We start from the raw sequence: 24,036 nt of genomic DNA, 5'->3' as shown, positions 1-24,036 counted from the left end.
CACCTACCCATCTATGAAACCGTTTCACAGATAAAGTGGAATTGGGGCGGATTATCAAGTCCGGCAAATGTCACCTATCCTGGATCATCGTTTCCTTTCCGGTCGATTTTCCGATTAGCACGTTGCTGTCGGCAGCTCTCGGGATCGGCGACTTGAACAGAGACGATTGTTTCGATAGACGCGGCCATGTGGTCCTTCGGTAAATATATCCAGCGGCGGATAGCTTTGTGACTCCAATGACGGAAGAGGCTGAAATTGAGTCCGGGGGCTTCTATGGTCGCCGCCTCAGTCAGCACCTCGGGATGGAGGGCGATTGTCTGTTGCGGATCAATCGTGAAGGACAGTTGGCGCTCGCGGTAACCCGCCTGGCCTGCTCCCGCTTCGTGCGAGAACGGACAACCGCCATTCCTTCCGAACCGGCCTTCAGCATCCTGCACCAGCTCGGGGATCTCGAGGGGCACTCCTGCTGGCTGGCCGGACGACCGAAGTATTCGGGTGCTTTCGGAGCAGGGACTGTCAGCGTGATCGACCTTCGCGACAATCCGCAATGCGAATTCAAGGGACCGTTCGACGCCCTTCAGTATTACGTTCCACGGAGGGCTCTGGACGAGTTCGCTCGCGAGCACGGGGCCAAACCCGTCTCGACCCTCAAATGGAGCAGGGATCAGCGTGATCCGTTCCTCTCGACTCTGTCAAGCGTTCTACTCAGCGCGGTGGAGCAGGATCCGGCCACCAACCAGCTCTTCATCGACCAGATCGGGCTGAGTGTGCTCGCTCATATCGCCCAGACCTACGGTGGCATGCGACCTAGCGACGGGGTCTCGGGGGGAGGGCTCGCACCCTGGCAGGAGCGACGGGCCAAGGAGATCATGCGGACGCGCCTTGCTAGCAACCTGACGATCGCCGACGTTGCCACGGAATGCAAGTTGACGCCCAGCCACTTCGCGCGATCGTTCCGGCGCAGCACAGGCGTGGCGCCGCACGAATTCCTCTCCCAGCTTCGCATCGACGAAGCCAAGCGCCTCATGCTGAACACGAAGCTTCCGCTCGCCGACATTGCGCTCATCTGCGGTTTCGGCGACCAGAGCTACTTCACCAGGGTGTTTTCCCGCAACGTCGGCGCAAGCCCCGGCGCCTGGCGACGGGCCCGGACCGACGGCTAGGTCCGGGCGCGCCTCGTTTCAGGTGGGACGGATCATATCGCGGGCATAGGCCAAACCGATCCCGTATCCGCCCGCATGGGATTCAACGATGGCGCGTGCGCCGTCGTACGTTTCGTGCCTTGTCCAATCGCGCTGCATCTCGAGCAGGACCTGAATCCAGGATGTCAGGCGAGCACCGGCGGCCTGCATCCGGCCGAGAGCCAGTTCGTGGCTTGCAGTCGTGAGGCCTCCGCAGGCATCGCCGACGACATAGACTTCCAATCCGGCCGCCAGCGCCGAGAGCACCGCGAATGTCACGCACGCTTCGGTAAGCAGGCCCGAAACGATCAGGCGGCTTCGACCGGTAGCGAGGACGGCCTCACGCGCCTTGTTGTCCTCCCACACATTCATGCTGCGCCGGTCGATCGGCTCGATGCCGGGCAGCGCCGACTTAACGGCCGGCATCAGCGGCCCGCTGTACACCTTTGTCGCCGAAGTCGAGGCGACGACTGGCAGCCCGAACACCGTTGCGGTCTTGGCGAGCGCGACGACGTTGTTGATGAGAGCCTGCCGGTCGATCGAACCCACGCCGAACGCCAAGCCCGCCTGTTGGTCGACCAGGAGCAGCGCACAGTCCTTCGGCTCGAGCAGATCAAGTTGATTCGGGGCCATCGACGTTCTCCGGTCAGGCTTTCAGGAACGCGAGCAGGTCCGCATTGACCTGATCGGCGTGCGTCGTCGCAGTTGCGTGCGGCGCGCCCGGGTAGATCTTCAACTTGGCGCCCTTGATCATCTCCGCGGCCAGCTTACCCGTATAGGGAAGCGGGACGACCTGGTCGTCCTCGCCATGGATCACCAGGGTCGGCACGTCGATCTTGGCCATGTCGGGCCGGAAGTCGGTTTCCGAGAACGCGGTCACGCAATCGATCGTCGCCTTGATCGAAGCTTGAAGTGCGACTTGCAAGGTCTGCTTGAAAATGCCCTGAGACACTTTCATGCCGTGGTTCGTACCGTAGAAGAGGGGGCTGAAGTCGTCGAGGAATTGCGGGCGGTCCTTGACCAACCCGGCCTTGATGCCGTCGAACACCGACTTGTCGACGCCATCGTGATCCGCGGTCTTGACGAAGAGAGGCGTTACGGCACTGAGCAGAACAAGCTTGGCGACCCGCGACGTCCCGTGGCGTGCCACGTAGCGCGCGATGTCACCGCCTCCCATGGAGAATCCGACGAGCGTCACATCCTTCAGGTCGAGATGCTTGACGAGATCGGCGATGTCGTCGGCGAAGGTGTCGTAATCGTAGCCCGTCCAGGGCTGGCTCGACCGGCCAAAACCCCTGCGATCGAACGCCACGGTCCGGTAGCCGTGCTCGGCGAGGAAAAGCATCTGCGCGTCCCACATGTCCGCGTTGAGCGGCCAGCCATGGCTGAACAGGATCGGCTTTCCGCTTCCCCAATCCTTGTAATAAAGCTCGGTACCATCCCGCAATTTCAGCAAGGCCATCGTTCGCTCCTGTGACGAGGTTATCAGGATCGGGACGTCATCCAGCGAGGTCGTCCGGCTCCCGCGCACAAGGTCGCGGATGAAGCACAGATTAGCTTGGACTATCTGCGCGTGCTTTGGACATGCTGGCGATTTCGAACCGTTGCCACTGAAGGGCGTTCGGCAATTCGTCGCACCGTGGTGAATGATCGGGCCGAAGTCCAAGCCGCGACGAAATCGTCCAAGCTCCGTCGGCGTTCAGGGTTCACGGTGCAGCTGCTTGCAACACCCCCTTTTGCTCGATCGCCGATGTCGATCGCAAGGAGCCCATCAAATGTCGAAACTCGATATGCTCACCCCGGACAATAGCGCCATCGCACTGATCGACTATCAGCCGGCCATGTTCCAGGGTGTTCAGTCGCATGACCGCCTGGTCACGATCAACAATGTTCAGATCCTCGCCAAGGCCGCCAAGCTTTTCAAAATCCCGACGGTGCTGACTACCGTGGCGCGGGATTCGTTTTCCGGGCCGTTCATCCCGGAAGTGACCTCGCTGTTTCCGAAGCACGACGTTATCGATCGCACGTCCATGAATTCCTGGCTCGATGCGAACTTCCGTAAGGCGGTGGCTGCCACCGGTCGCAAGAAATTCGTGCTGGCGGGACTTTGGACCGAGGCGTGTGTGATCTTCCCGACGTTGGACATGCTCAAGGAAGGCTTTGAGATCTACATCGCCGCCGATGCTTGCGGCGACCTCTCGCTGGAAGCGCACAACCGTGCAATGGAGCGCGCCATCCAGGCAGGCGCTGTTCCGATCACTTCGTCGCAGTACGCCTACGAGCTTCAGCAAGACTGGGCACGCACCGAGACTTACGAAGGAATGATGGACATCCAGCGCGCCCATTCGCCTTACGGCATCCAGATCCGCTTCTCCAAGTGGGCGCTGGGAGAGCACGCCTCCGAAGGCGGCGCGAAAGCCGGCTAGACCCCCTCAAATAGCGGATAGCCGTGATGAAAATCTATCTGTTGTCCCTCGGCGCCGGCCTCTTGGTCGGCGTCATCTATAGCCTGTTGGATGTGCGTTCGCCGGCCCCGCCGCTGGTCGCTCTGGTCGGGCTGCTTGGCATCCTCGCCGGCGAACAGATCGTTCCCGTCGCCCGGCAATTGATTTCGGGTCATGGGCTCGCATCGGCTTGGCAGCAAGCCAAGTGCGCTCCGCACATGTTCGGGATGCTGCCCGGACGCCAAAGCGACCAATCTAAACGAGTTTCCTCGCAGGAAGGTCTGGAGAAACACTCATGAGCTCGACGCCGGACATCATTCTGCACCGTGGTTTGTTCACGACGCTCGATCGCACGAACCCGACGGCTTCGGCCGTCGCAATCGCCGATGGCCGGTTCGTGGCCGTCGGACACGACCATGAGGTGATGAAGCTCGCCGGGCCCGCCACGAAACTCGTCGACCTCAAGGGGCATCGCGTGCTACCCGGCTTGATCGACAACCACCTCCACATCATTCGCGGTGGCCTGAACTTCAACATGGAACTCCGCTGGGACGGCGTGCGTTCGCTCGCCGACGCCATGGGCATGTTGAAACGGCAAGTCGCCGTCACGCCGCCGCCGCAGTGGGTGAGGGTGGTCGGCGGATTCACCGAACACCAGTTCGTGGAAAAGCGACTGCCGACCATCGACGAGCTCAACGCCGTCGCACCGGATACGCCGGTGTTCCTGCTGCACCTCTACGATCGGGCTATCCTGAACGGCGCTGCGCTGCGTGCCGTCGGCTATACCAAGGATACGCCCGAACCGCCGGGCGGCGAAATCATGCGCGACGCAAGGGGCAATCCCACGGGTCTTCTGCTCGCGAAACCCAACGCCAACATTCTCTATGCTACGCTCGCGAAGGGGCCGAAACTCCCGTTCGACTACCAGGTCAACTCGACGCGACATTTTATGCGGGAACTGAACCGGCTTGGCGTGACCGGTGCGATCGATGCCGGCGGAGGATTCCAGAACTATCCGGACGACTATGCCGTCATTCAGAAGCTGAGCGATGAAGGCCTCCTGACGATACGGCTTTCCTATAATCTCTTCACCCAGAAGCCAAAGGGAGAGAAGGAAGACTTCCTCAACTGGACGAAGACGTCGAAATACAAGCAGGGCGACGACTATTTCCGTCACAACGGCGCCGGCGAGATGCTGGTGTTCTCGGCCGCCGACTTCGAGGATTTCCGCGTCGCCCGTCCGGATATGCCGCCGGAGATGGAGGGTGAGCTCGAGGAGGTCGTTCGCGTCCTAGTCCAGAACAAGTGGCCGTGGCGGCTGCACGCGACCTACGACGAGACGATCTCGCGGGCGCTGGACGTCTTTGAGCGGGTCAACCAGGACATGCCGTTGGAAGGGCTGCACTGGTTCTTCGACCACGCCGAGACGATCTCCGACCAGTCGATCGACCGCATCGCGGCGCTGGGCGGCGGCATCGCCGTGCAGCACCGGATGGCCTACCAGGGCGAATACTTCGTCGAGAGATACGGCGCGGGAGCCGCCGAAGCGACGCCGCCGGTCAAAAAGATCATCGACAAGGGCGTCAAGGTCTCGGCCGGCACCGACGCGACGCGTGTGGCGTCCTACAATCCGTGGGTTTCATTGTCCTGGCTCGTCACCGGTCGGACCGTCGGCGGATTGCGGATCACGCCCCAGCGCAACTGCCTCGATCGCGAGACGGCGCTGCGGATGTGGACCGAGAACGTGACATGGTTCTCCAACGAGGAGGGCAATAAGGGCCGCATCCAGGTCGGCCAGCTCGCGGACCTCGTTGTTCCGGACCGCGACTACTTCTCTTGCAGCGAGGCAGAGATCGCCGACACGACGTCCATCCTGACGATGGTCGGCGGCAGGATCGTGTTCGGTGCCGGCGATTTCTCCAAGTTGGAGGCGGTTACGCCGCCGCCGGCCATGCCGGATTGGTCGCCCGTCCGCCGGTTCGGCGGGGATGCAGCCTGGGCCGATGACAAGGCAAAGGCGAAGGAAGGCAGCCTTGCAATGAAGGCCATGCAGATGTGCGGTTGCGCAAATTCCTGCGGCGTGCACGGACATGATCACGCCTCGGCTTGGTCGAGCCGTCTTCCGGTCTCCGACCTGAGGAGCTTTTGGGGCGCGCTTGGGTGCGCGTGCTGGGCGGTCTGACATGACGCCGAACTGGGTATCCACGATTCTGCGTTGGCCAGTGCTGTGGCATGTGGCGAGACTGGCGCTGGTCTCGGCCTACGTCCTCGGCGGCTTTACCAAGCTGCTCGACTTCGCGGGCGCAGCGGCCGAGCAGGAGCACTTCGGCCTGTATCCGGGCTCGTTGTGGGCTGCAGCGGCCATCGTGGTCGAACTTGGTGGCTCGCTGCTTGTCATCGTCAATCGCTTCGTGTGGTTCGGAGCAGGCGGTCTCGGTGTGCTGACGTTCGTCGCGATGCTCACCGCCAATACCTTCTGGACAATGGGTGGCCATGAGAGATTCGTGGCCACCAATGCCTTCTTTGAACATCTCGGGCTGATTGCGGGCCTCATCATCGTGTCGATCGTCGCCGACCCGGCCTCTTCCGACTCGCGCCGCGCTGCGCAATCTCATGCCTTCCAAGGAGTGTCGAAATGAAATCAATGAGAATTCTCGCTCTTTTGGCGTTTTCCGCGGCGATCACGACGGCCGGGCCGGTTGCCGGAAAGGAAGCGACGAAATCCAGGGAGACAGTGGTCGCCGTCGCCCCTCAATATGATACGACCCACGTCTATGTGGCGCCTGAGGACGTGGACAAGTTCGCGACGAGTTTCATCGCGACCTTTGGCGGTAAGAGCACCAAGCAGGTGGTGGCGACCGTCACGCCCACGCCGAGCAGCACCACGTCGCAATTGCTGCAAACGCCCGTAGGCACGGTCTCATTGTTCGGCTTCAAGACGCCGATCCCGTATCCGTTCGGGGCGGAACGGAACGGCTATCTCGTCAGCGACATGGACAAGGCAGTCAAGGCGGCGCGCGCAGCGGGTGCTGACGTGATCGTGTCCACTTTCCCCGATCCGATCGGGCGCGACGCCGTGGTCCAGTGGCCCGGCGGCATCAACCTGCAGATCTACTGGCACACGACGAAGCCCGACTATGCTCCATTCGAGCGTGTTCCGGAAAACCGCGTGTACGTCTCGCCCGACAAGGCGGCCGCTTTCACGCGGAGCTTCGTAGCGTTCTCTCGCGGCAAAGTCGTCTCAGACGATGCAAAGGCGCCTGGCGTCCAGATCGGCCGGCCGGACGCGACTTACAGGCGCATCCGGATCGAATCCGCCTTCGGCAAGATGGTCGTACTGGTCACGGATGGTCATCTGCCCTATCCCTATGGGCGGGAGACGACGGGCTACGAAGTGGCCGATCTCGCTGCGACGTTGGGTAAGGCGAAGGATGCGGGCGCGACGGTACTGGTCGAGCCCTACACGTCCGGCGATCGCTCGGCCGCGATCGTCATGTTTCCCGGCGGCTACGTCGCCGAAATACATGCAGTGGGGCAGAAGGGCGCATCTCGTGCCGACGGCAAGACGAGGTGATGTCCGACGATGCCGGCACGGATCGAATTGCGTAGCTTCTGGGTCCTGCCGGTGCTTGCGAGCCTTGTCGCAGGCGTCGCGCGGGCCGAGGACGGCAATGCCTCGCCCCCGAAGAGGCCCACTTTCCAGGCAAACCGCTGGGCGGAGGATTGGTCGGTCCTTGCCGATCCCAGGTTGCGCACCGAGCCGTTCGACGAGTTGAAGTACATCCCGCTATGGGCCACCGATCCGAAGAGCTACATCTCGCTGGGCGCTACGCTGCGCGAACGTTTCGAGAGCAACAACGCAGCGGGCTTCGGCACCGGCAACACGCCGTCTGACGGTTACTTCCTGCAACGGTTGCAGGTCCATGCCGACGTCCACTTCAACGAAAACTGGCGTGCGTTCGTGCAGTTGGAGGACGATCGCGCATTCGACAAGACGAGCATCTCGCCGGTCGATCAGGATCGGCTCGACCTTCGTCTGGCGTTCCTGGAATACGTCAATACGTTCTCGGGCGGAACGCTGAAGGCGCGCCTCGGACGGCAGGACTTTGCCTTCGATCTGCAGCGTTTCGTATCTTCCCGAGACGGGCCCAACGTCCGGCAGTCGTTCGATGCCATCTGGGCCGACTGGGAGACCGGCGCCTGGCGGTTCATCGGCTTCGTCAGCCGTCCCGTCCAATACTTCGACGTGCGTCCCTTCGACGACACCTCGAACGACAACTTCCGGTTCAGCACGCTCAGGGTTGAGCGCAAGGTGTTCGGCGACAAAGAGCTTTCCGGCTACTATTCGCTCTACGAGCGCAACGGCGCCAAGTACCTGGACGCTTTTGGCGACGAGCACCGCCACGTCATCGATGTTCGCTTCGCAGGCAACGCGCAGCATTTCGATTGGGATCTCGAGGCCATGGGACAGGTGGGCCAAGTGGGGACGAAGGACATTCGCGCCTGGGCCGTCGGCGCGCGGACGGGCTATACCTTCGTCAGCGCGCCCTGGCAGCCGCGCGTCGGCCTTCAGGTCGACGCCGCATCCGGCGACAATCGTCCCGGAGACGGAGCGTTGGGAACATTCAATCCGCTGTTCCCGAACGGCTACTACTTCACGCTCGCTGGCTATACGGGCTATGTGAACCTGGTGCATCTCAAGCCATCCATCACCATCAGTCCGGCGAGCCGGCTGAAGGTGATGGGCGCCATCGGCCTGCAATGGCGCGAGACGACGGCCGATGCCATCTACGTCCAGCCCAACGTGCCGATCGCGGGGACCGCCGGCAAGGGAAGCAATTGGACGGGAGCATACGAGCAGCTCCGCGTCGACTACGCGTTCAACGACCATCTCACGGGAGCCATCGAGGCGGTGCATTTCGACGTCGGCGACACGATCCTCCGCGCTGGTGGTCACACCAGCAACTATCTAGGTGTCCAGCTTCAGTACGGTTGGTAAAAATGCCGCGGCAAATCCTCCTGCTTCCGCTCCTGATGAGCTTCAACGCCGGGTTCGTCGATACTGGTGGCTTCCTGGCGCTCCAGGGGCTGTTCACCGCGCACGTCACCGGCAATTTCGTTACCTTCGGAGCTGCCATGGTGCTTGGGACATCGGGCGGAATCGCGAAGCTTCTCGCTCTGCCGGTCTTTTGCGTGGTCGTGATCACCACTCGGATGTTCAGCTTCGTTCTGCCCGCAATCGGGCTACCGATCTTTCGCTCGATGCTCGCCATCAAGATGATGCTTCTGACGGCGGGCGGTGCATGTGCGGTTTACTTCGGGCCATTTGCGCAAGGCGATAGCTGGCAGGCGATCGGCACCGGCATGATCCTGGTCGCCGCCATGGCCATCCAGAACGCCGCGCACCGCATCCACATGGGCACCGAGCCTCCGAGCACGCTCATGACAGGGACGACGACCCAGATCATGATCGACGTCGCGGACGTATTGCGGGGCGCACCGGCCTCCGTGTTGGCCGTCGCCACGCCTCGCCTTGGCAAGATGGCGGCGAGCGTGGCGGCCTTCGCTCTTGGCTGCGCCGCTGGCGCTTGTCTCTACGCGAAATTTGGGACGTGGTGTTTCGTGCTGCCTCCGCTGATCGCGCTGCCGGCGGTGTTTCTGGCCACCGCGGAACCGAAGTGACGCGGCGGGAGCGATCTGGCGAACAGGTTGGGCCAGACAAATGTCGATTGAGGTGCGGTACTTCATCGATTTCCTCGCCGAATGCGCCGGGCACGAAGGCGGTGAGCGAGGAAATTGAGATGGCCGGCAGTACTCCTGATCCGTCGCCTCGAACTTATCCCTCGTCGGTCTCGTTCGTGCGTCGGGCCGGCCCCATCTCGGTTGCCGCCGGGAACATGGACACATTTGCCGAGATCGAAATCTGGCTGCTGGAAGGGGCCCCCGCCGAACGGCAAATGATCGACCTGCTGGTCAAGCTGATCCGTCGAATGAAGGCCGCCGGCTCTTCGGTCGATCGTCTGACGTTGCATATCGGAACGCTCCACCCTCAGCTCGTTGGCTTCGCTTGGGTCTGGAACATCGATGACGGCTTCTGCGACGAAGTGCGGGTCGCCGACGCGGCGATCGATTCTGACGCCTACAAGCTCAATCCGCTGCAACGAATCGTTGAGACCGGCGAAACGATTCGGCGAGCGCCGAATGAGCCGTCGGCGCAGGCCGAATTTCCCATCATGATCGAGCTCGCGTCCGCCGGCATGACCGACTACGTGGCGATCCCCTTATCCGGCCTGGATAAGCGCAACGTGATCACCATTGCGACGAAAGCGGCCGGCGGCTTCGCCGAGGCGGAGACAGATTCCCTGACACGCCTCTTCAAGCTGTTCGCCTTGCACGTGCAGCGGCACAGCGAGTTGAAGATCTCCGAAAACGCGTTGGGCGCCTATCTTGGCTACGGCGCTGCCGCCAAGGTGCTCGAAGGAGCGATCAAGCGCGGCGCGGGAGACTCGATCCGCGCCGTGATTTGGGTCTCGGATCTCAGAAACTTCACGAAGATGTCGGACGCTCTGGCCCCGGCCGAGATGCTCGTTCTGCTCAACGCCTACTTCGAAGCGATGGCGAGCGCCGTGGCCGCCCACGGCGGCGAAACCCTCAAGTTCATCGGCGACGGGATGCTCGCTGTCTTTCCGGTGACGGTGGGGGTCGCCGAAGCGTCGCGCGCGGCCGTCTCGGCGGCGAAAGAGGCAATCGCCAGCCTCGAAACTTCCAATCGGACAATCCGGGCCGTGGCCGACGCTGGAGCCCGCCCCGAGCTCCGGGCGGGTATCGTCCTTCACGAGGGTGAGGTCTTTTTCGGCAACGTCGGTGCTCCGGATCGACTGGACTTCACGGTCATTGGCGCAGCCGTCAATGAGGCCTGCCGCGTGGAAGCGCTCACCAAGACGATAGGTCGGGACCTGCTCATGACGGAAGCCGTCGCTGGACATGTTGCCGATGTCGAGCATCTCGGCGAGCACCAGTTGCGAGGAGTCTCCGCCCGGATGTCCGTGTACGGCCTCGCGGGATGACGGCTGCCTGCGCTGTTGTGCCGGCATCAAGCTCGCGCAGCGGCCTTTCCGTTGACGGTCTCGAGCAGCGAATAGTCGAGATAACCGGAATCCGAACCACCGTATATCCCGAACGGTTTGGGGGCATTGTAGGGACCACCAGCCCGAATCCGTGCCGGAAGATCCGGATTGGCGAGAAAGAGGCGGCCGAAGGCGATAGCGTCCGCCTCTCCGGAACTGACGATCCGGGCGGCGTGCTCGGGGGTGATGCTCGCATTGACGATGAGTGGTCCGCGATAGCGTCCGCGGAAGATTGGAAGCATCCTTTCGTAATCCGGTGCTCCCGTCCAGGCGTTGGTATCGGCAAGATGCAGATATGCGAGCCCGGCGGCCCGCAACAGAGGCGCGATTTGCCCATAGGTATCTTCCGGTTTTGGGTCGCGAGCGCTGTTGTAGTCTGCGAACGGCGATAGCCGCACTCCTATCCGCGAACGCGGCATGACCTCGGCAATCGCCGAGACGATTTCCTGAAGCAGCCTGGATCGTCTTTCGGCGCTCCCGCCATAGTCGTCGGTTCGCAGGTTGATCGTCGGGGATAGAAACTGGTGGATCAAATAACCGTTGGCGCCATGGATTTCCACGCCGTCGAACCCTGCGCGAGCGGCGTTGGCGGCCGCTTGTCTGAATTCGTTGACGACGCCTTGGACCTCTCCGAGTGTCATCGCGCGCGACGGCGTAGCCGCGATCCGCACGTATGCGCCGTTGGCAAGCAGCGCCCACACCTGCAGCCGATCCAGGTCGTCGTTCACGCCCGACGGCGACAGCGGTTGCTTGTCGGACAGCAGGCCACGCGCGCTCGCGCGTCCGGCGTGCCAGAGTTGCGCGACAACGCGCCCCCCTTTCTCGTGGATCCGATCTACGACCGCTTTCCATCCCTCGGTCTGTTCCTCGGTCCAGAGACCGGGCGTACGGTCGAAGGCATTGGACATCGGTCCAACGTTAATGCCTTCGCTTATGATCAAGCCGGCGCTCGTCCGCGCTGCGTAGTATTCCGACGCGGTAGGATTGATGACGCCGCGCTGGTCGGCACGCGACCGTGTCATTGGGGCCATGACTATCCTGTTCGTGAGATCGAGATCGCCGAAGGTCGTCCGATAAAAAAGCCCCGCCATGTTCGCACTCCTTTGAGGTTGGGATCTGGTGCCAGTCGACCGGGTTAGTCGCCGCTATCCTCGCGCGACCAGCGATTGCGCGGCACTGGATCGGTAGCGCGCACTCCCGGATTCGATCTGCCTGCTGGGTGGCCAACTTTGCCATGACAGTTATTGAGAGAACCCGGCGTGGCGTCAGTGGCGCGATGATTTCCCGATTCGGGATGAAAGCGTCGGTAGCTGCAACAGCAGACCCACCGTCGCAAGCGCGGCCCCGTAACCGCAGACGCCGAGCCATGAGGAATGGGTATAGGCCCAGCTCGCCCCGAGGGATCCGAGCGAACCGCCGATGAACATCGCCGTCATGAACACGGTGTTGAGCCTGCTTCGTGCCTCCGGGCGAAGCGCGAAGATCAGGTGCTGATTTGACACGAGCGCTGCGTTCACCCCCGCGTCCAGCAGCACCACCCCGACGACCAATCCCGCGACGGCGTTCCAGCTCGCGAATTCGACCCATGAGAAAAGGGAGATGGCGGCAGCAATCGCAACCACCATGTGAGGACCCCGCTTATCGGCTACCCGACCTGCGAGAGGCGCAGCGAGGATGCCTGACGCCCCGATCACGCCGAACAGGCCAGCGATCTCCGGTCCGAGTCCGAATTTGGGTTCTTGAAGATGGAGAGACAGGACGGTCCAGAAGGCGATGAATGAAGCAAACAGCATCGCTTGTGTCGCTGCCGCCAGTCGAAGCGCCGGCTCCTCGATGAGCAACTGGACGAGCGAACGCAGCGCGGCAGTGTATCCGATACCTTGCGTCGCATGGTGGCGCGGCAAGGTCAAACGGACCAGCGCGGCGGCGCCGAGCGCCAAAGGGACGCCGAGCCAAAACATCTCCCGCCATCCGAAGTGCGATCCGACGAAGCCGGCTATCGTGCGGCTGAGCAGAATGCCACCTAAGATACCGCTTACCACCATTCCGACCGCGGCGCCTCTGGTCCGGTTATCGGCAAGCGTCGCAGCGAATGGGACGATCTGTTGAGCCACAGTGGCCGATACGCCCAGCAAGAGCGACGCCGCGATCAACGCCAGCGTTGTCGGAGCGATGGCAGCGAACGCAAGAGCCGCTGCAAGAACGACGAATTGTACGGCGATGAGACGGCGTCTCTCGACAAGGTCACCCAAGGGAACCAAAAAGAGGAGGCCGACCGCGTAACCGAACTGTGTGGCCGTGGGTATGAGACCGATGGCTGAGGAGTTCGGATAATTTGCCTCGATCAGGCCGAGCAGAGGCTGATTGTAGTAGATGTTCGCGACGGCGATGCCCGCGCAGACCGCCATCGCGAAGATGCGTGCACGCGTGAGCGCGGAGGCCTGTTGGTCAGTCGCGATTGTTGATGTGGACATGGCGGCAAATCCTCTTTTCGTCGGCACGCAGTCTCGGTTCGAGGCGCCGGCTCTTGACCTCAGCACCAATGTTAATTATCAATCGATAAATAACAAGGAGTCGTCAAAGATGAATGGCTCCCATGTGCAGATGGCGGCATCTGCACACGGCCACGATGGTCTCGGCAATCGCCGCAACAGCTGTCTTGGCCGCACGCTCGTTCTTCAGGCGAGAGAGCCTTCGCTCGATCCCTACGCTGCGGACGAGCGGGCGTATTGGATTCCGTGCGCACGCTTTGGATTGGCTCGTCGAGCCGTGATCGAGAGATTGTGCAAGTCGCGCACGAAACTGAAAAGATGTCGCCTGGACCGGTCTGATATGGCGTTCGCATCCAGGAGGGGAGAGCGATGAAGCTTAGGTCCGTTCTGCTCGCACTGCTTGTGATTGGAGCGATCGGTGGGACGGCGGCACTTCTCTATGCTTGGGAATCGCCGATTCCTCCCATCGATTCACGGCCAGCCGGAGCCCCGGATCGTGCGAAGGCGCGTCGTGGAGCGAGCCTTGCTCTGCTCGGAGACTGTGCCACGTGTCATACGGCACCCGGCGGACTCCCCTACGCCGGGGGGCTTGCGATGCCCACGCCCTTCGGAACGATCTACTCCACCAACATCACGCCCGATCCGGAAACCGGCATCGGGCGATGGTCGGAGGCGGCGTTCATCCGTGCTCTGCGATCCGGTGTGGATCGCGAAGGCCGCCACCTTTACCCAGCGTTCCCATACGATCACTTCACACGCGTGTCGGATGATGATGCGACGGCGATGTATGCCTTCTTCATGTCGATCGATCCAGTCAGGTCGTCGGCGCCTCCGAACGAACTCCCGTTTCCTCTCAATGTTCGCCTGACACTCGCCGGCTGGAAGCTGATGTTTCTGCGTCAGGTGCGGTTCGTCCCTGACCCTTCGAAGAATGGGAAGTGGAACAGGGGAAAGTACTTGGTCGAAGGACTGGGGCATTGCGGCGCCTGTCATTCTCCGCGCAATCTGCTGGGGGCGGAAGAAGCCTCGGCCAGTTTCGAGGGAGGCGAAGCCGAAGGTTGGCGCGCTTATGCGCTCGGTCGAAGCTCGCAATCACCCGTCCCATGGGACGAAGGTGCCCTCACGGACTATCTTACGCGTGGCTCGCATCCCCAGCATGGGACGGCTCAGGGCCCCATGGCGAACGTGGTTGACAATCTGTCCCTTGTCGACCCTGCGGACGTAGGCGCGATGGCCCACTATCTTGCATCGCTCGGCAAGAGCGAGGGGCGGAAGGATGTGGAGACGGCTCCTTCCGGTCCGGGCCGCCTGCCGCAAGCCGCGGGCATTCAGGCGGCCGCGCCTTCTATTCCATCCGATCCCGGCGGAGCGATCTATGCCGCTGTTTGTGCGTCGTGCCACGAAGGCGACAGAGCCTTGCCGCTGGGCGGGGTGAGACTTGGTCTCTCCACCGCCGTTGCAGACGAGACGCCCACCAACCTGGTCAATCTTGTGCTGCGGGGAATACCAGCATCCACCGGCGGCTCTGCGCGTCCGATCATGCCCGGCTTTGGCGATGTTCTCGGCGATCGGCAGATCTCGGATCTCGCCAGCTATCTGCGAACCCAGTTTGCCGGGAAAAGCCAGTGGGATGGGATAGCCAAAGCGGTCGCGGAAGCTAGAGGCAATCGGTGAGCTGGACTCGACAACAAGAGCAGAAAGTTCGGTGAAGTGCCATGACAACGCTGACAATTAACGGTGAGAGCCGATCCATCAAGGCGAGCCCGGACACTCCGCTTCTCTACGTCCTCAGGGACGAGCTCGCGCTGAATGCCGCGAAGTATGGTTGCGGACTTGGCCAATGCGGAGCTTGCACCGTCATCGTCGACGGTAAAGCTATTTTCTCTTGCATAACGCCGGTGATGCTGTTGGAAGGGCGGACGATCACGACGCTCGAAGGACTTGGGAACCTGGGCGCACCTGGCCCAATGCAGCGTGCGTTCCTTGCCGAGCAGGCGGCACAATGCGGCTATTGTATTCCCGGCGTGATGATGCGCGCCCAGGCGCTGCTGAACCGCGACCCGCATGCCACCGACGAGTCGATCAAGGCCGAACTTCAGCCTCATCTCTGCCGATGCGGAACACATATGCGCATTCTGCGTGCGATCCGGCGGGCCGCGGAAGAGATGAACTCGAAGACTGCCGACGCAAGGACAAGACGATGACGCATGCCGTCTCGCGACGCGGCGTATTGGCGGGCGCCGGCGCGCCCATCATCGCCTTCCGGCTTTCCGGAGCACATGCACAGACCGAAACCGGTACGGGTGGAAAACCCTCGAAGCACGGTTTGCCCGGAAGCCTCGACGACACGCCGAGGATCGATGCCTGGATCCGCATCGACGCCTCGGGCGCCGCTACGATCCTCACCGGCAAAGCCGAACTTGGACAGGGCCTCAAGACTGCGCTGCTTCAGGTCGCGGCAGAGGAACTCAAGTTACCGCTCGCACGGCTATCGCTGATCACGGCTGACACCGCGCGGACGCCCAATGAAGGCTACACGGCTGCCAGCCACTCGATGCAGGACTCCGGCACCGCAATTCGGCATGCGGCGGCGCAAGCCCGCGAAATACTCCGAGACGAGGCAGCCCGCCGTCTCGGCGTGCCCGCTACCTCGCTGCAGATCCGCAACGGCGAGGTATTCGGCCCGAACCGCATGCGCCTGGGCTACGGCGAACTGGTCCGTGATCAGATGCTCGCGGTCGACGCACAGCAGACCTCGCATTTGACCTCGCCGGCAGATTTCGTTGTGTTGAACCAACCCGTGCCGCGGATCGATATTCCGGCCAAGGTGACGGGTGGAGCAGCCTACGTCCAGGACCTGCGCCCCGAGGGGATGCTGCACGGTCGCGTCGTTCGCCCGCCGAGTTATGGCGCCACATTGCGGGACTGTGACGTCGCGCAGGTCGAGCAAATGAGCGGGATCGTCAAGGTCGTGCGGGACGGCAACTTCCTCGGCGTGCTTGCAGAGCGGGAATGGACTGCGATCCAGGGAATGCGAACCCTCGCGGCAACCACGACCTGGATCGAGCAGCAAGCCCTTCCGGACAGCGCGGACTTGCCGGCCGCTCTGATGAAGCTGCCCTCCCACGACACGACGATTTACGACACAGGAAATCCGGGTGAGCCCGGAATTCTGGTCGAGGGGACCTTCAGCAGACCCTATCTTACGCACGGTTCGATCGGACCGTCCTGCGCGATTGCGCAATTCGGGGACGGGAAGCTTACGGTTTGGACCCATACGCAAGGCGTGTTTTTCCTACGCGACGCGATCGCGGGCATGCTGCGGATGCCTGCCGAGAATGTGCGCTGCATCCACGCAGAGGGCTCCGGCTGCTACGGCCATAACGGCGCCGACGACGCGGCGGCCGATGCGGCGATGCTTGCCCTCGCGATGCCCGGTCGTCCGGTCAGGGTACAGCTGATGCGTGAGCAGGAGCACGCGTGGGACCCATTCGGGCCGGGTATGGTGGTCAAGCTCAGGGCGACAGTCGGGGTGGACGGTGCGATTGCGGATTGGCGCCACGAGGTTTGGAGCCAGTCGCATATGATGCGGCCTGGCCCTCCCGGGGCGCTGATTGCTGCCCGACTGAAAGCCGACGCCTTTCCGCCGGCGCCGCCCGTTGCGCTGGCCCAGCCTGAGGGCGGCGGCGACCGGAATGCCATTCCGCTTTACGCGATCCCGAACTCAAAGGTGGTTAGTCACTTTCTGCCTGACATACCCTTGCGCGGATCCTCCATGCGCTCCCTGGGAGGCTACCTTAACGTCCTTTCGATCGAGAGCGTCCTCGATGAATTGGCGGCTCGCTCGGGCCAAGATCCCGTGACGTTTCGGCTTCGGCACATCGAAGACCCTCGTGCGCGTGAGGTCATCGAAACGGCGGCATCGCGTTTCGGCTGGGCTGGGCGGGGCAAGCGTTCGGAGAGCACCGGATTCGGATTTGGCTTTGCACGTTACAAGAATCTCGAGGCTTGGTGTGCCGTGGCAGTCGAGATCGAGGTGCCGCGTCAGAGTGGCGTCGTTCGCGTCCGTCGCATCGTGGCGGCGGTGGACACCGGGCAGGTCGTGAACCCGGACGGTATCCGCAATCAGATTGAAGGCGGCATCTTGCAGTCGATGAGCTGGACGCTTTTCGAACGGGTGACGTTCGATCGCACCCGCGTCACATCGGTCGATTGGTCGGCCTATCCGATCATGCGGTTTGACAGCGTCCCGGAGTCCGTCGAAGTCCGCCTGATAGATCGTCCGGGCGACTCCTTCTATGGTGTCGCTGAGGCCGCACAAGGGCCTGCGGGAGCCGCGATCGCCAATGCGATCAGGGATGCGACCGGTGTTCGAATGTACGAACTTCCGTTCACTGCGGCCCGAATCAAGAGAGCGGTTGCGGTCCGATCGGAAGGCTGAATGGAGGTTTGAAGGCGCGGTCGATGCACGGCCTGCCAATACACAAACATGCGATTTGCGCTTCGAATAAGACGGCAGACGCGCCTCCCGGACTTAACCCTTCGCCGGCAGAACGGAGCGAAAGCCATTCAGGAAGGTTGCTATTTTTGCATCAATGATGGAATTGACGTCCGTTTCGAGGGGCATCGAGTAGATGAATTGGCGCACGCCGAGGTAGAAGATCGCCGCGTGGAGTCCCCACACCATCTCGATTTCGAGATCGGTGACCGGGAGTTCGCCAGTCGAGGGGCGTCCGTACTCGACCCTGATTTCCTCAATGACCTTCTCGAACGCGCGTTCGCGCAGCATTTTGAGATAGCGGGCATTCAATCCGAGATCCTTCAGGCCCGCGAACATGAACAGGCGGATCCACTCGTAGGTGAGAATGACTGCGGCATATTCGCGATAGAAACGGACTAGCCTCGCCTTCACGGGTACCGAGCGATCGGTGATGATTTTCTCCCAGGACGGCTTCCAGCGCTCGACGAAAACGTCCTGATAGACCCTCTCGATGAGAGCTTCCTTGCTCGGAAAGTAGCGATAGAGCAGGGGCTGGGTAATGCGCAGCCGCTTTGCGAGTTCGCGGGTCTGCCCCTCGAACCCGTACTCGGCGAAAAACGTGACGGCTTCTCGCGCGATAATGGCTTCCCGCTCCGACGGGTCCAGTCTCTGCTGCTCTCGGATCGGCGTCCGGTGACCCGCTTTGCTGCGCTGCTTCACATCTGATTCGTTAGTTTGAGTGCCTTCGAAACTTCATACACCGATTTGCCGTCGCAGCCGATCGGGGCGCGGCCATCACGTTTTGTTTATCGAACGATAAATAGCCGTTGACTTGCGTCAATGACATCCCGATAATTGATCAATCGATAAATAACGATTGCAAAAGGGAGGTCGCTCTTGAGTGACCATCGTTGGAGCCAAGGGGCGCAGCTGAAAGCGCTGGTGGTTGGAGGGTCCATGGCCGGACTGTTCGCCGCGTTGCTATTGCGGCGGCAAGGCTGGAACGTCGATGTTTACGAGCGTATCGGCGCCGAACTGGCAGGCCGTGGCGCGGGCATCGTGACCCATCGTGAACTGTTCGAGGTCCTGGGCAGGGCGGGTATCGATACCGACGCCGCCGCCGTCGGAGTCGTTGTCCCAGGACGGCGGGTGCTGGACGGGAGCGGCCGCATCGTGGGTGAACTCGGGCTGCGGCAGGGCCTCACTTCCTGGGGACACCTCTATGGGCTTCTGAAGGCAGCGCTCCCGGCAGAGCACTATCATCACGGCAAGAACCTTGCGGAGGTTGCCGAGCTTGGCGATCGCGTGCTGGCGCGTTTCTCCGACGGCTCGGAGGTTTCAGCAGATCTGCTGATCGGCGCGGATGGCATATTTTCGTGCGTCAGGGCCCAGCTTGCGGCCAAGGTCCGTCCTGCCTACGCGGGCTATGTCGCGTGGCGTGGCCTCGTCAATGAGCGAGACCTGTCGTCTCGGACGCGCGCAGAATTGTGCGATTGGTTCGCCTTCAGCCTCCCTCCGGGCGAGCAAATGCTCGGCTATCCCGTCGCCGGCGCCAAAGAAGAGATGGATGTCGGCGAGCGTCGCTTCAATTTTGTTTGGTACCGCCCGGCCGACGCCGACCATGGCTTGGCAGATTTGCTGACGGACATTGACGGCGTCCGGCACGAACTGTCCATTCCGCCGAGCAGGATTCGATCCGAGGTGATCGCCTCAATGCGTCGGGACGCGGAGCAATTGCTTGCACCGCAATTCGCCGAGGTCGTTCGCCTTACCCCTCAGCCGTTCATCCAGGCCATTCTGGATCTCGAGACACCGCGCATGGCGCTGGGATCCCGAACGGTGATCCTGGGTGATGCCGCGTTCGTGGCCAGGCCCCATGTCGGAATGGGAGTGACGAAGGCCGCCGCCGACGCGGCAGCGCTGGCTGATGCTTTGCGAGCGCACCCGGCCGATTTGCCCGCGGCGCTTGCGAAATTCGAGTCGATGCGGCTTCCGTTCGGAGCTGCGGTCGTCCGTCGTGCCCGCGATCTCGGCGCGTACATGCAGGCGCAGATTGCCACTGCCGATGAACGGGCGATGGCGGAGCGGCATCGCAGCCCCGAGGCCGTGATGACGGAGACCGCCGTCGCGACGGGCATCGCCGCCTAACAGGATTCAAAAAATGGAGGACAGGAGACCAATGGATTTGCGAGTCATCCAGACCCATCCCGCGTTCAATCAGCTTGCGCGCGAACGTGCACGCCTTGGCGTGGGTATGTCGATCGTCATGGCCGCCGCCTATTTCGCCTACATCCTGACCATCGCATTCTGGCCCCGGTTGCTCGGGCGTCCACTGTGGGATGGTACCGTGATCACTTGGGGCGTGTTGATCGGCGTCGGTCTGATCGCGCTCGGCTTCATTCTCACCGCCGTCTATGTCCGGCGGGCCAATTCCCGTTTCGATCAGCTCAGTCAGCTTCTTCTGGAGGACCTGCGATGATGTCGCGCTCGGGTTGTGGAGCTTTGTTTGCGACCGTATTGGTTCTTCTTTCAGACCCCGCAGCAGCTGACGCGTTGGCTTCAGCTGTCAACGCGCGGCAATCATTGAATGCGACAGCGATCACCATGTTCCTCGGCTTTGTCGCAGTTAGTCTCGCGATCACATGGTGGGCGGCGAGAAGGGGAACAAGCACGGCGAAAGACTTCTATGCCGCCGGCGCCGGGCTCACGGGCGTCCAGAATGGGCTTGCGATCGCCGGCGACTACACCTCGGCGGCGACATTCCTGGGAGTCACGGCTCTCGTCTACAGCTCGGGCTACGACGGCATGATCTACGCGATCGGCTTTCTCATCGGCTTCCCGATGATCCTGTTCCTGATTGCCGAGCCGTTGCGCAATCTCGGCCGTTACACATTCGCCGACGTCGCGGCCTATCGGCTGTCAGAGGTGCCGGTGAGGGCCGTCGCGAGTGTGAACACCCTCGTGATTGTGGTCTTCTATCTCATCGCCCAGCTGGTGGGCGCCGGCAAGCTGATCCAGCTGTTGTTCGGGCTACCTTATATCTACGCGGTCGGCATCGTGGGTGGGCTCATGATGGTTTATGTGACGTTCGGCGGCATGCTGGCGACGACCTGGGTGCAGATCATCAAAGCCCTGCTGTTGATGTCGGGCTCGGTGCTGATGTCGATCCTGATCCTCGGACACTTCGGTTTCAGCCTGGAGGCTCTCTTCCGAGAGGCGATCATCTTGCACCCGAAGGCCGACGCGATCATGGCCCCCGGCGGACTGGTCAAGGATCCGATATCGGCGATCTCTCTCGGATTGGCCCTGATCTTCGGTACGGCCGGGCTGCCTCACATCCTTATGCGCTTCTTCACCGTGAGCGATGCTCGTCAGGCTCGCACGTCGGTTCTGGTCGCGACGGGGTTCATCTCCATCTTCTATAGCCTGCTATTCGTGCTCGGCTTCGGCGCCATTGCGATCGTTTCGGCGAATCCCCAGTTTCGGGATGCGTCGGGTGGTCTGCTTGGGGGCGTCAACATGGTCGCCCTGCATCTGGCGGACGCCGTGGGCGGGTCGCTCCTGCTCGGATTCATCTCGGCGGTGGCGTTCGCGACCATCCTGGCCGTCGTATCCGGGCTGACGCTAGCGGGTGCTTCGGCGGGGAGCCATGATCTCTATGCCCGTGTAATTCGCAGGGGCCGTGCGAACGAGCAGGAGGAAGTGCTTGTCTCGAAGGCCGCCGCGGTCGCAATCAGCCTGCTCTCGATGGGCTTGGGCGTCCTGTTCGAAAACCAGAATATCGCATTCATGGTCGGGCTGGTCTTCGCGATCGCCGCGAGCGCCAACTTCCCAGTGATACTTTTGTCGATCGTTTGGCCTGATCTCACGACGCGAGGTGCAGTGAGCGGTTCGCTGGCGGGCTTGCTGGCTTCCGTGGGATTGGTTGCTCTCAGCCCGGGAGTATGGACCGCCACGTTCAAGCTCGGACCTGCGCCATTCCCTTACGACAATCCAGCCCTGGTCTCGGTTCCGCTCGCCTTCGCGATATCGTGGGCCATGTCGGTGTTGGACCGCAGTGCGGCGGCCGCTTCGGTTCGCGCGTCGTTCGGCGCGCAGCATGTTCGCGCCCAAACTGGGCTGGGCGTCGAATAACGCAACCTGGATAAATTATCTCAAGGAGGCACGATAGTGACCGTTAGCGTGACGGAAAAGGGTAGGGCCGCGTGGCCTGATATCATTCGCAAAGAGTTCGACACCAATCGATTCAACGGACGGGTCGGCACCCGGCTCTTGTCCGAAACGGACCGCGTGCGCGTCTGGGAAATCCGGCTTGCTCCAGGCGAGCGCATTGGATTCCATCGTCATGTGTTGGACTATTTTTGGACCGCAGTCACGCCAGGTCGGGCGCGATCCCACGCGGAGGATGGGACGATCGTCGAAGCCATTTATTCGGCTGGCGAGACCCGTCACTTCGTCTATGGGAAGGGCGAATACAAGATCCACGATCTCGAAAACGTCGGAGAGGCCGACTTGTGGTTCACCACTGTCGAATTCCTCGACAGCTCGAACAAGGCCTTGGAACTTGACCGTTAGGTCCATTGCGACAAAGAGAGTAGCTCTTGGCGCGAAGCGGACAGGATTCGAACGTGTGATCTTTGCCTTCGAGGGCAGGGGTCTATTCCATTGATCGCGGAATACGTCCTTCGATGCGACGGATAGTCCAGAATAACAGGCAGTATAACGAGACCCCATGACCTGCGACGAATGCCCAGTTTGGGCCGGATAAGCGCAGGTGTGCGACCGGCAAGTCGTTGATTGCGCTTGATCCGTGGCTGTCTCTTAATTAGCCACATCGGTCAGGACGTCAGGTGCTTACTTCATGACGGTTACATGCGTGATAGTCCGAAGCAGGGCAAAGCGGATCTCAAAGTTGCGTTGCTCGGTTCGATCGCTTCGAGCTGCTCCTGCGGAGTTTTCATTTGGAAACGGCAGCCACTGCGGCGTCGGCTCCACTGTATCGCGCCTCCTCGACTCGCAGCGCTGCATCGAGGCAATCTCGAGCGGCAGTTCATCGTACAAACGGCGGCTTTCGGCAGCCTATCCAGTAGCCTCGCGAGTTAAGCTGCCCTTCGATAAGAAAATTGGGCTTCCGAATTAGTGGGTTTCGCGATGTAGCGCTCCCCCGCTACCAAACCTGCGATTTTGCACGCCAGACCACGATTTTCCGCGATCTCGTTCGCAGGGTGGTGGCGCGCCAAGCGTTTTGCGACAGCACTGGCTCTCCGGCGGTCTGATTTGGCGCGAGCCAATCGGCGACGCCGCGGGCTGATCATGCGCTCGTCAGACAGATTGTTAGGCGTAGGACTTCGATGGCCACCTGGGATCCGTGCGCTCGCAGATTCGTGTGTACGGATTCATCCATCGCTGCGTGCCGCGTTGCGCAGCAGTTTGACGAACGCCTCCGCGGGCGGTGAGAGCACGAGTCCCCGCCGTTGGTATATATAGTAGCGGCGGCGGATTTCCGGAGCGCGCAGCTTGATGAAACGCACGTTGAAGTTCGGCGCGAACAGCCGGCCGTAGTCGGGAACGGCAGCCAGGCCGGTACCTACGCCCACCAACGCCAAAGCGGTGGTCAGATATTTAACCTCGACGGCGGTCTGCATGGAAAGCGAGCTGTCGTGCGCATGCAGCAGGCTCTCCAGGTGCCGGTTGAACTCACTGGAATAAATGACCCAGCGCTCGTCGCGCAGTTTTTTCCACGAGACGGCGCGTTGCTGCGCCAGCGGGTGCTGCGCTGAGCAGACCACTCGGATCGGTACATCCATCAGGAATGTGCTGGTGACATCCTCGCCGGTGGCGCGCTCTGGGCCGACGCCCAGTTCCGCCTCGCCACGGCGCACCGTGCCCACCACCTCGTCTGCCATCGCGTCGGTGACGCGCAGGCCGACATCCGGATGGGCTTGCTCGAATTCGCCCAGCACCGCCGCCACCCACGTGCATGCCAACATCTGCGGCGCTACCACGCGCAACAGGCCGGTGCGAAGGGAGCGAAGGTCCGAGGCGCCCTCTGCGATCTGTTGCACGTCATCCAGGATGCGGCGCGCCAGGGGAAGCAATTGCTGGCCGGCCGCCGTCAACAACACGACCGCGCCACGGTCGAACAGTTTCAGCCCGAGGGTCTCCTCGAGCTGCTGAACCAGCATGCTGACTGCCGACTGCGTCAGGTTGATCTGTCGCGCCGCCGCCGTGAAGCTGCCCGCTCGAGCGACCGCGGCAAAGGCACGCATCTGTCGCAGGCTGAGGGCGGAGAGAACTTCGGGCCGCATCAAG

Annotated in this window: 22 protein-coding genes; 16 read left to right on the top strand and 6 right to left on the bottom strand. The window is 62.0% G+C overall.

The features are described 5' to 3' along the window. The first annotated feature begins 236 nt into the window (after window positions 1-236). Window positions 237-1,163: a helix-turn-helix domain-containing protein gene (locus X268_RS26300; RefSeq protein ID WP_128927627.1), complete on the top strand. Its 927-nt coding sequence runs from the start codon at window positions 237-239 to the stop codon at window positions 1,161-1,163. An 18-nt stretch (window positions 1,164-1,181) separates the two neighbouring features. On the opposite strand, the gene X268_RS26295 is transcribed toward X268_RS26300, so the two are convergent. Both X268_RS26295 and X268_RS26290 read right to left on the bottom strand, forming a co-directional pair. Next, complete coding sequence (locus X268_RS26295) at window positions 1,182-1,814, bottom strand: hydrolase (RefSeq protein ID WP_128927626.1); 633 nt, start codon at window positions 1,812-1,814, stop codon at window positions 1,182-1,184. A gap of 13 nt (window positions 1,815-1,827) precedes the next feature. Then, window positions 1,828-2,847: an alpha/beta fold hydrolase gene (locus X268_RS26290; RefSeq protein WP_245477663.1), complete on the bottom strand. Its 1,020-nt coding sequence runs from the start codon at window positions 2,845-2,847 to the stop codon at window positions 1,828-1,830. Between the two features lie 109 nt (window positions 2,848-2,956). Between X268_RS26290 and X268_RS26285 the strand changes: the two genes are divergently transcribed. The 8 genes from X268_RS26285 (at window position 2,957) to X268_RS26250 (ending at window position 10,692) form a co-directional block, all read left to right on the top strand. Further along, window positions 2,957-3,607: a hydrolase gene (locus X268_RS26285; RefSeq protein ID WP_128927625.1), complete on the top strand. Its 651-nt coding sequence runs from the start codon at window positions 2,957-2,959 to the stop codon at window positions 3,605-3,607. Between the two features lie 26 nt (window positions 3,608-3,633). Then, the gene (locus tag X268_RS26280) at window positions 3,634-3,924 is read left to right on the top strand and encodes a XapX domain-containing protein (protein ID WP_128927624.1); all 291 of its coding nucleotides are present in this window, start codon (window positions 3,634-3,636) and stop codon (window positions 3,922-3,924) included. Then, window positions 3,921-5,807 carry an amidohydrolase gene (locus X268_RS26275; protein WP_128927623.1) on the top strand — a complete coding sequence of 629 codons (1,887 nt, stop codon included), beginning with the start codon at window positions 3,921-3,923 and terminating at the stop codon, window positions 5,805-5,807. The genes X268_RS26280 and X268_RS26275 overlap by 4 nt, the downstream gene beginning before the upstream one ends. A gap of 1 nt (window position 5,808) precedes the next feature. After that, on the top strand, window positions 5,809-6,264 hold the full coding sequence (locus tag X268_RS26270) for a DoxX family protein (RefSeq protein ID WP_128927622.1): 456 nt from the start codon (window positions 5,809-5,811) through the stop codon (window positions 6,262-6,264). Beyond that, the gene (locus X268_RS26265) at window positions 6,261-7,199 is read left to right on the top strand and encodes a glyoxalase (RefSeq protein WP_128927621.1); all 939 of its coding nucleotides are present in this window, start codon (window positions 6,261-6,263) and stop codon (window positions 7,197-7,199) included. Before X268_RS26270 ends, X268_RS26265 begins: the two co-directional genes overlap by 4 nt. Before the next feature lie 9 nt (window positions 7,200-7,208). Further along, on the top strand, window positions 7,209-8,624 hold the full coding sequence (locus X268_RS26260) for an alginate export family protein (RefSeq protein WP_128927620.1): 1,416 nt from the start codon (window positions 7,209-7,211) through the stop codon (window positions 8,622-8,624). 2 nt (window positions 8,625-8,626) lie between these two features. Then, window positions 8,627-9,307, top strand: a complete 681-nt coding sequence (locus X268_RS26255; RefSeq protein ID WP_128927619.1) for a YoaK family protein — start codon at window positions 8,627-8,629, stop codon at window positions 9,305-9,307. Between the two features lie 119 nt (window positions 9,308-9,426). Beyond that, on the top strand, window positions 9,427-10,692 hold the full coding sequence (locus tag X268_RS26250) for an adenylate/guanylate cyclase domain-containing protein (protein WP_245477661.1): 1,266 nt from the start codon (window positions 9,427-9,429) through the stop codon (window positions 10,690-10,692). 26 nt (window positions 10,693-10,718) lie between these two features. Here the strand turns inward: X268_RS26250 and X268_RS26245 are convergent, their stop codons facing one another. Further along, a complete protein-coding gene (locus X268_RS26245; protein WP_128927617.1) occupies window positions 10,719-11,843 on the bottom strand; it encodes an alkene reductase in 1,125 nt (374 codons plus the stop codon). A gap of 174 nt (window positions 11,844-12,017) precedes the next feature. Then, window positions 12,018-13,226, bottom strand: coding sequence for an MFS transporter (locus X268_RS26240; RefSeq protein ID WP_128927616.1), 1,209 nt, complete (start codon window positions 13,224-13,226; stop codon window positions 12,018-12,020). 387 nt (window positions 13,227-13,613) lie between these two features. Between X268_RS26240 and X268_RS26235 the strand changes: the two genes are divergently transcribed. The 3 genes from X268_RS26235 to X268_RS26225 are packed head-to-tail and all read left to right on the top strand — an operon-like array spanning window position 13,614 to window position 17,685. Then, entirely contained in the window at window positions 13,614-14,918 is a 1,305-nt protein-coding gene (locus X268_RS26235) for a c-type cytochrome (RefSeq protein WP_128927615.1), read from the top strand. A 41-nt stretch (window positions 14,919-14,959) separates the two neighbouring features. Continuing rightward, window positions 14,960-15,448, top strand: a complete 489-nt coding sequence (locus X268_RS26230; protein ID WP_128927614.1) for a (2Fe-2S)-binding protein — start codon at window positions 14,960-14,962, stop codon at window positions 15,446-15,448. Then, the gene (locus X268_RS26225; protein ID WP_128927613.1) at window positions 15,445-17,685 is read left to right on the top strand and encodes a xanthine dehydrogenase family protein molybdopterin-binding subunit; all 2,241 of its coding nucleotides are present in this window, start codon (window positions 15,445-15,447) and stop codon (window positions 17,683-17,685) included. The genes X268_RS26230 and X268_RS26225 overlap by 4 nt, the downstream gene beginning before the upstream one ends. 93 nt (window positions 17,686-17,778) lie before the next feature. Here X268_RS26225 and X268_RS26220 read toward each other — a convergent pair whose 3' ends face one another. Beyond that, a complete protein-coding gene (locus tag X268_RS26220; RefSeq protein WP_128927612.1) occupies window positions 17,779-18,444 on the bottom strand; it encodes a TetR/AcrR family transcriptional regulator in 666 nt (221 codons plus the stop codon). 177 nt (window positions 18,445-18,621) lie between these two features. Here X268_RS26220 and X268_RS26215 point away from each other — a divergent pair, with 177 nt between their 5' ends. The 4 genes from X268_RS26215 to X268_RS26200 are packed head-to-tail and all read left to right on the top strand — an operon-like array spanning window position 18,622 to window position 22,299. Continuing rightward, on the top strand, window positions 18,622-19,872 hold the full coding sequence (locus X268_RS26215; RefSeq protein WP_128927611.1) for an FAD binding domain-containing protein: 1,251 nt from the start codon (window positions 18,622-18,624) through the stop codon (window positions 19,870-19,872). 31 nt (window positions 19,873-19,903) lie between these two features. Then, window positions 19,904-20,203 (top strand): DUF485 domain-containing protein, encoded by a 300-nt coding sequence (locus X268_RS26210; RefSeq protein ID WP_128927610.1) that lies wholly within the window; start codon window positions 19,904-19,906, stop codon window positions 20,201-20,203. Continuing rightward, window positions 20,203-21,858 (top strand): cation/acetate symporter ActP, encoded by a 1,656-nt coding sequence (actP, locus tag X268_RS26205; protein ID WP_167506418.1) that lies wholly within the window; start codon window positions 20,203-20,205, stop codon window positions 21,856-21,858. Before X268_RS26210 ends, actP begins: the two co-directional genes overlap by 1 nt. 36 nt (window positions 21,859-21,894) lie before the next feature. Continuing rightward, on the top strand, window positions 21,895-22,299 hold the full coding sequence (locus tag X268_RS26200) for a cupin domain-containing protein (protein ID WP_128927609.1): 405 nt from the start codon (window positions 21,895-21,897) through the stop codon (window positions 22,297-22,299). 821 nt (window positions 22,300-23,120) lie between these two features. On the opposite strand, the gene X268_RS26195 is transcribed toward X268_RS26200, so the two are convergent. Further along, window positions 23,121-24,032, bottom strand: coding sequence for a LysR family transcriptional regulator (locus X268_RS26195; RefSeq protein ID WP_128927608.1), 912 nt, complete (start codon window positions 24,030-24,032; stop codon window positions 23,121-23,123). Window positions 24,033-24,036: the final 4 nt, after the last annotated feature.

It is taken from the genome of Bradyrhizobium guangxiense, assembly GCF_004114915.1.
Classification (GTDB): Bacteria; Pseudomonadota; Alphaproteobacteria; order Rhizobiales; family Xanthobacteraceae; genus Bradyrhizobium; species Bradyrhizobium guangxiense.
The sequence above is the reverse complement of the archived record's forward strand: the minus strand, read 5'-3'. Positions and strand labels throughout refer to the sequence as shown.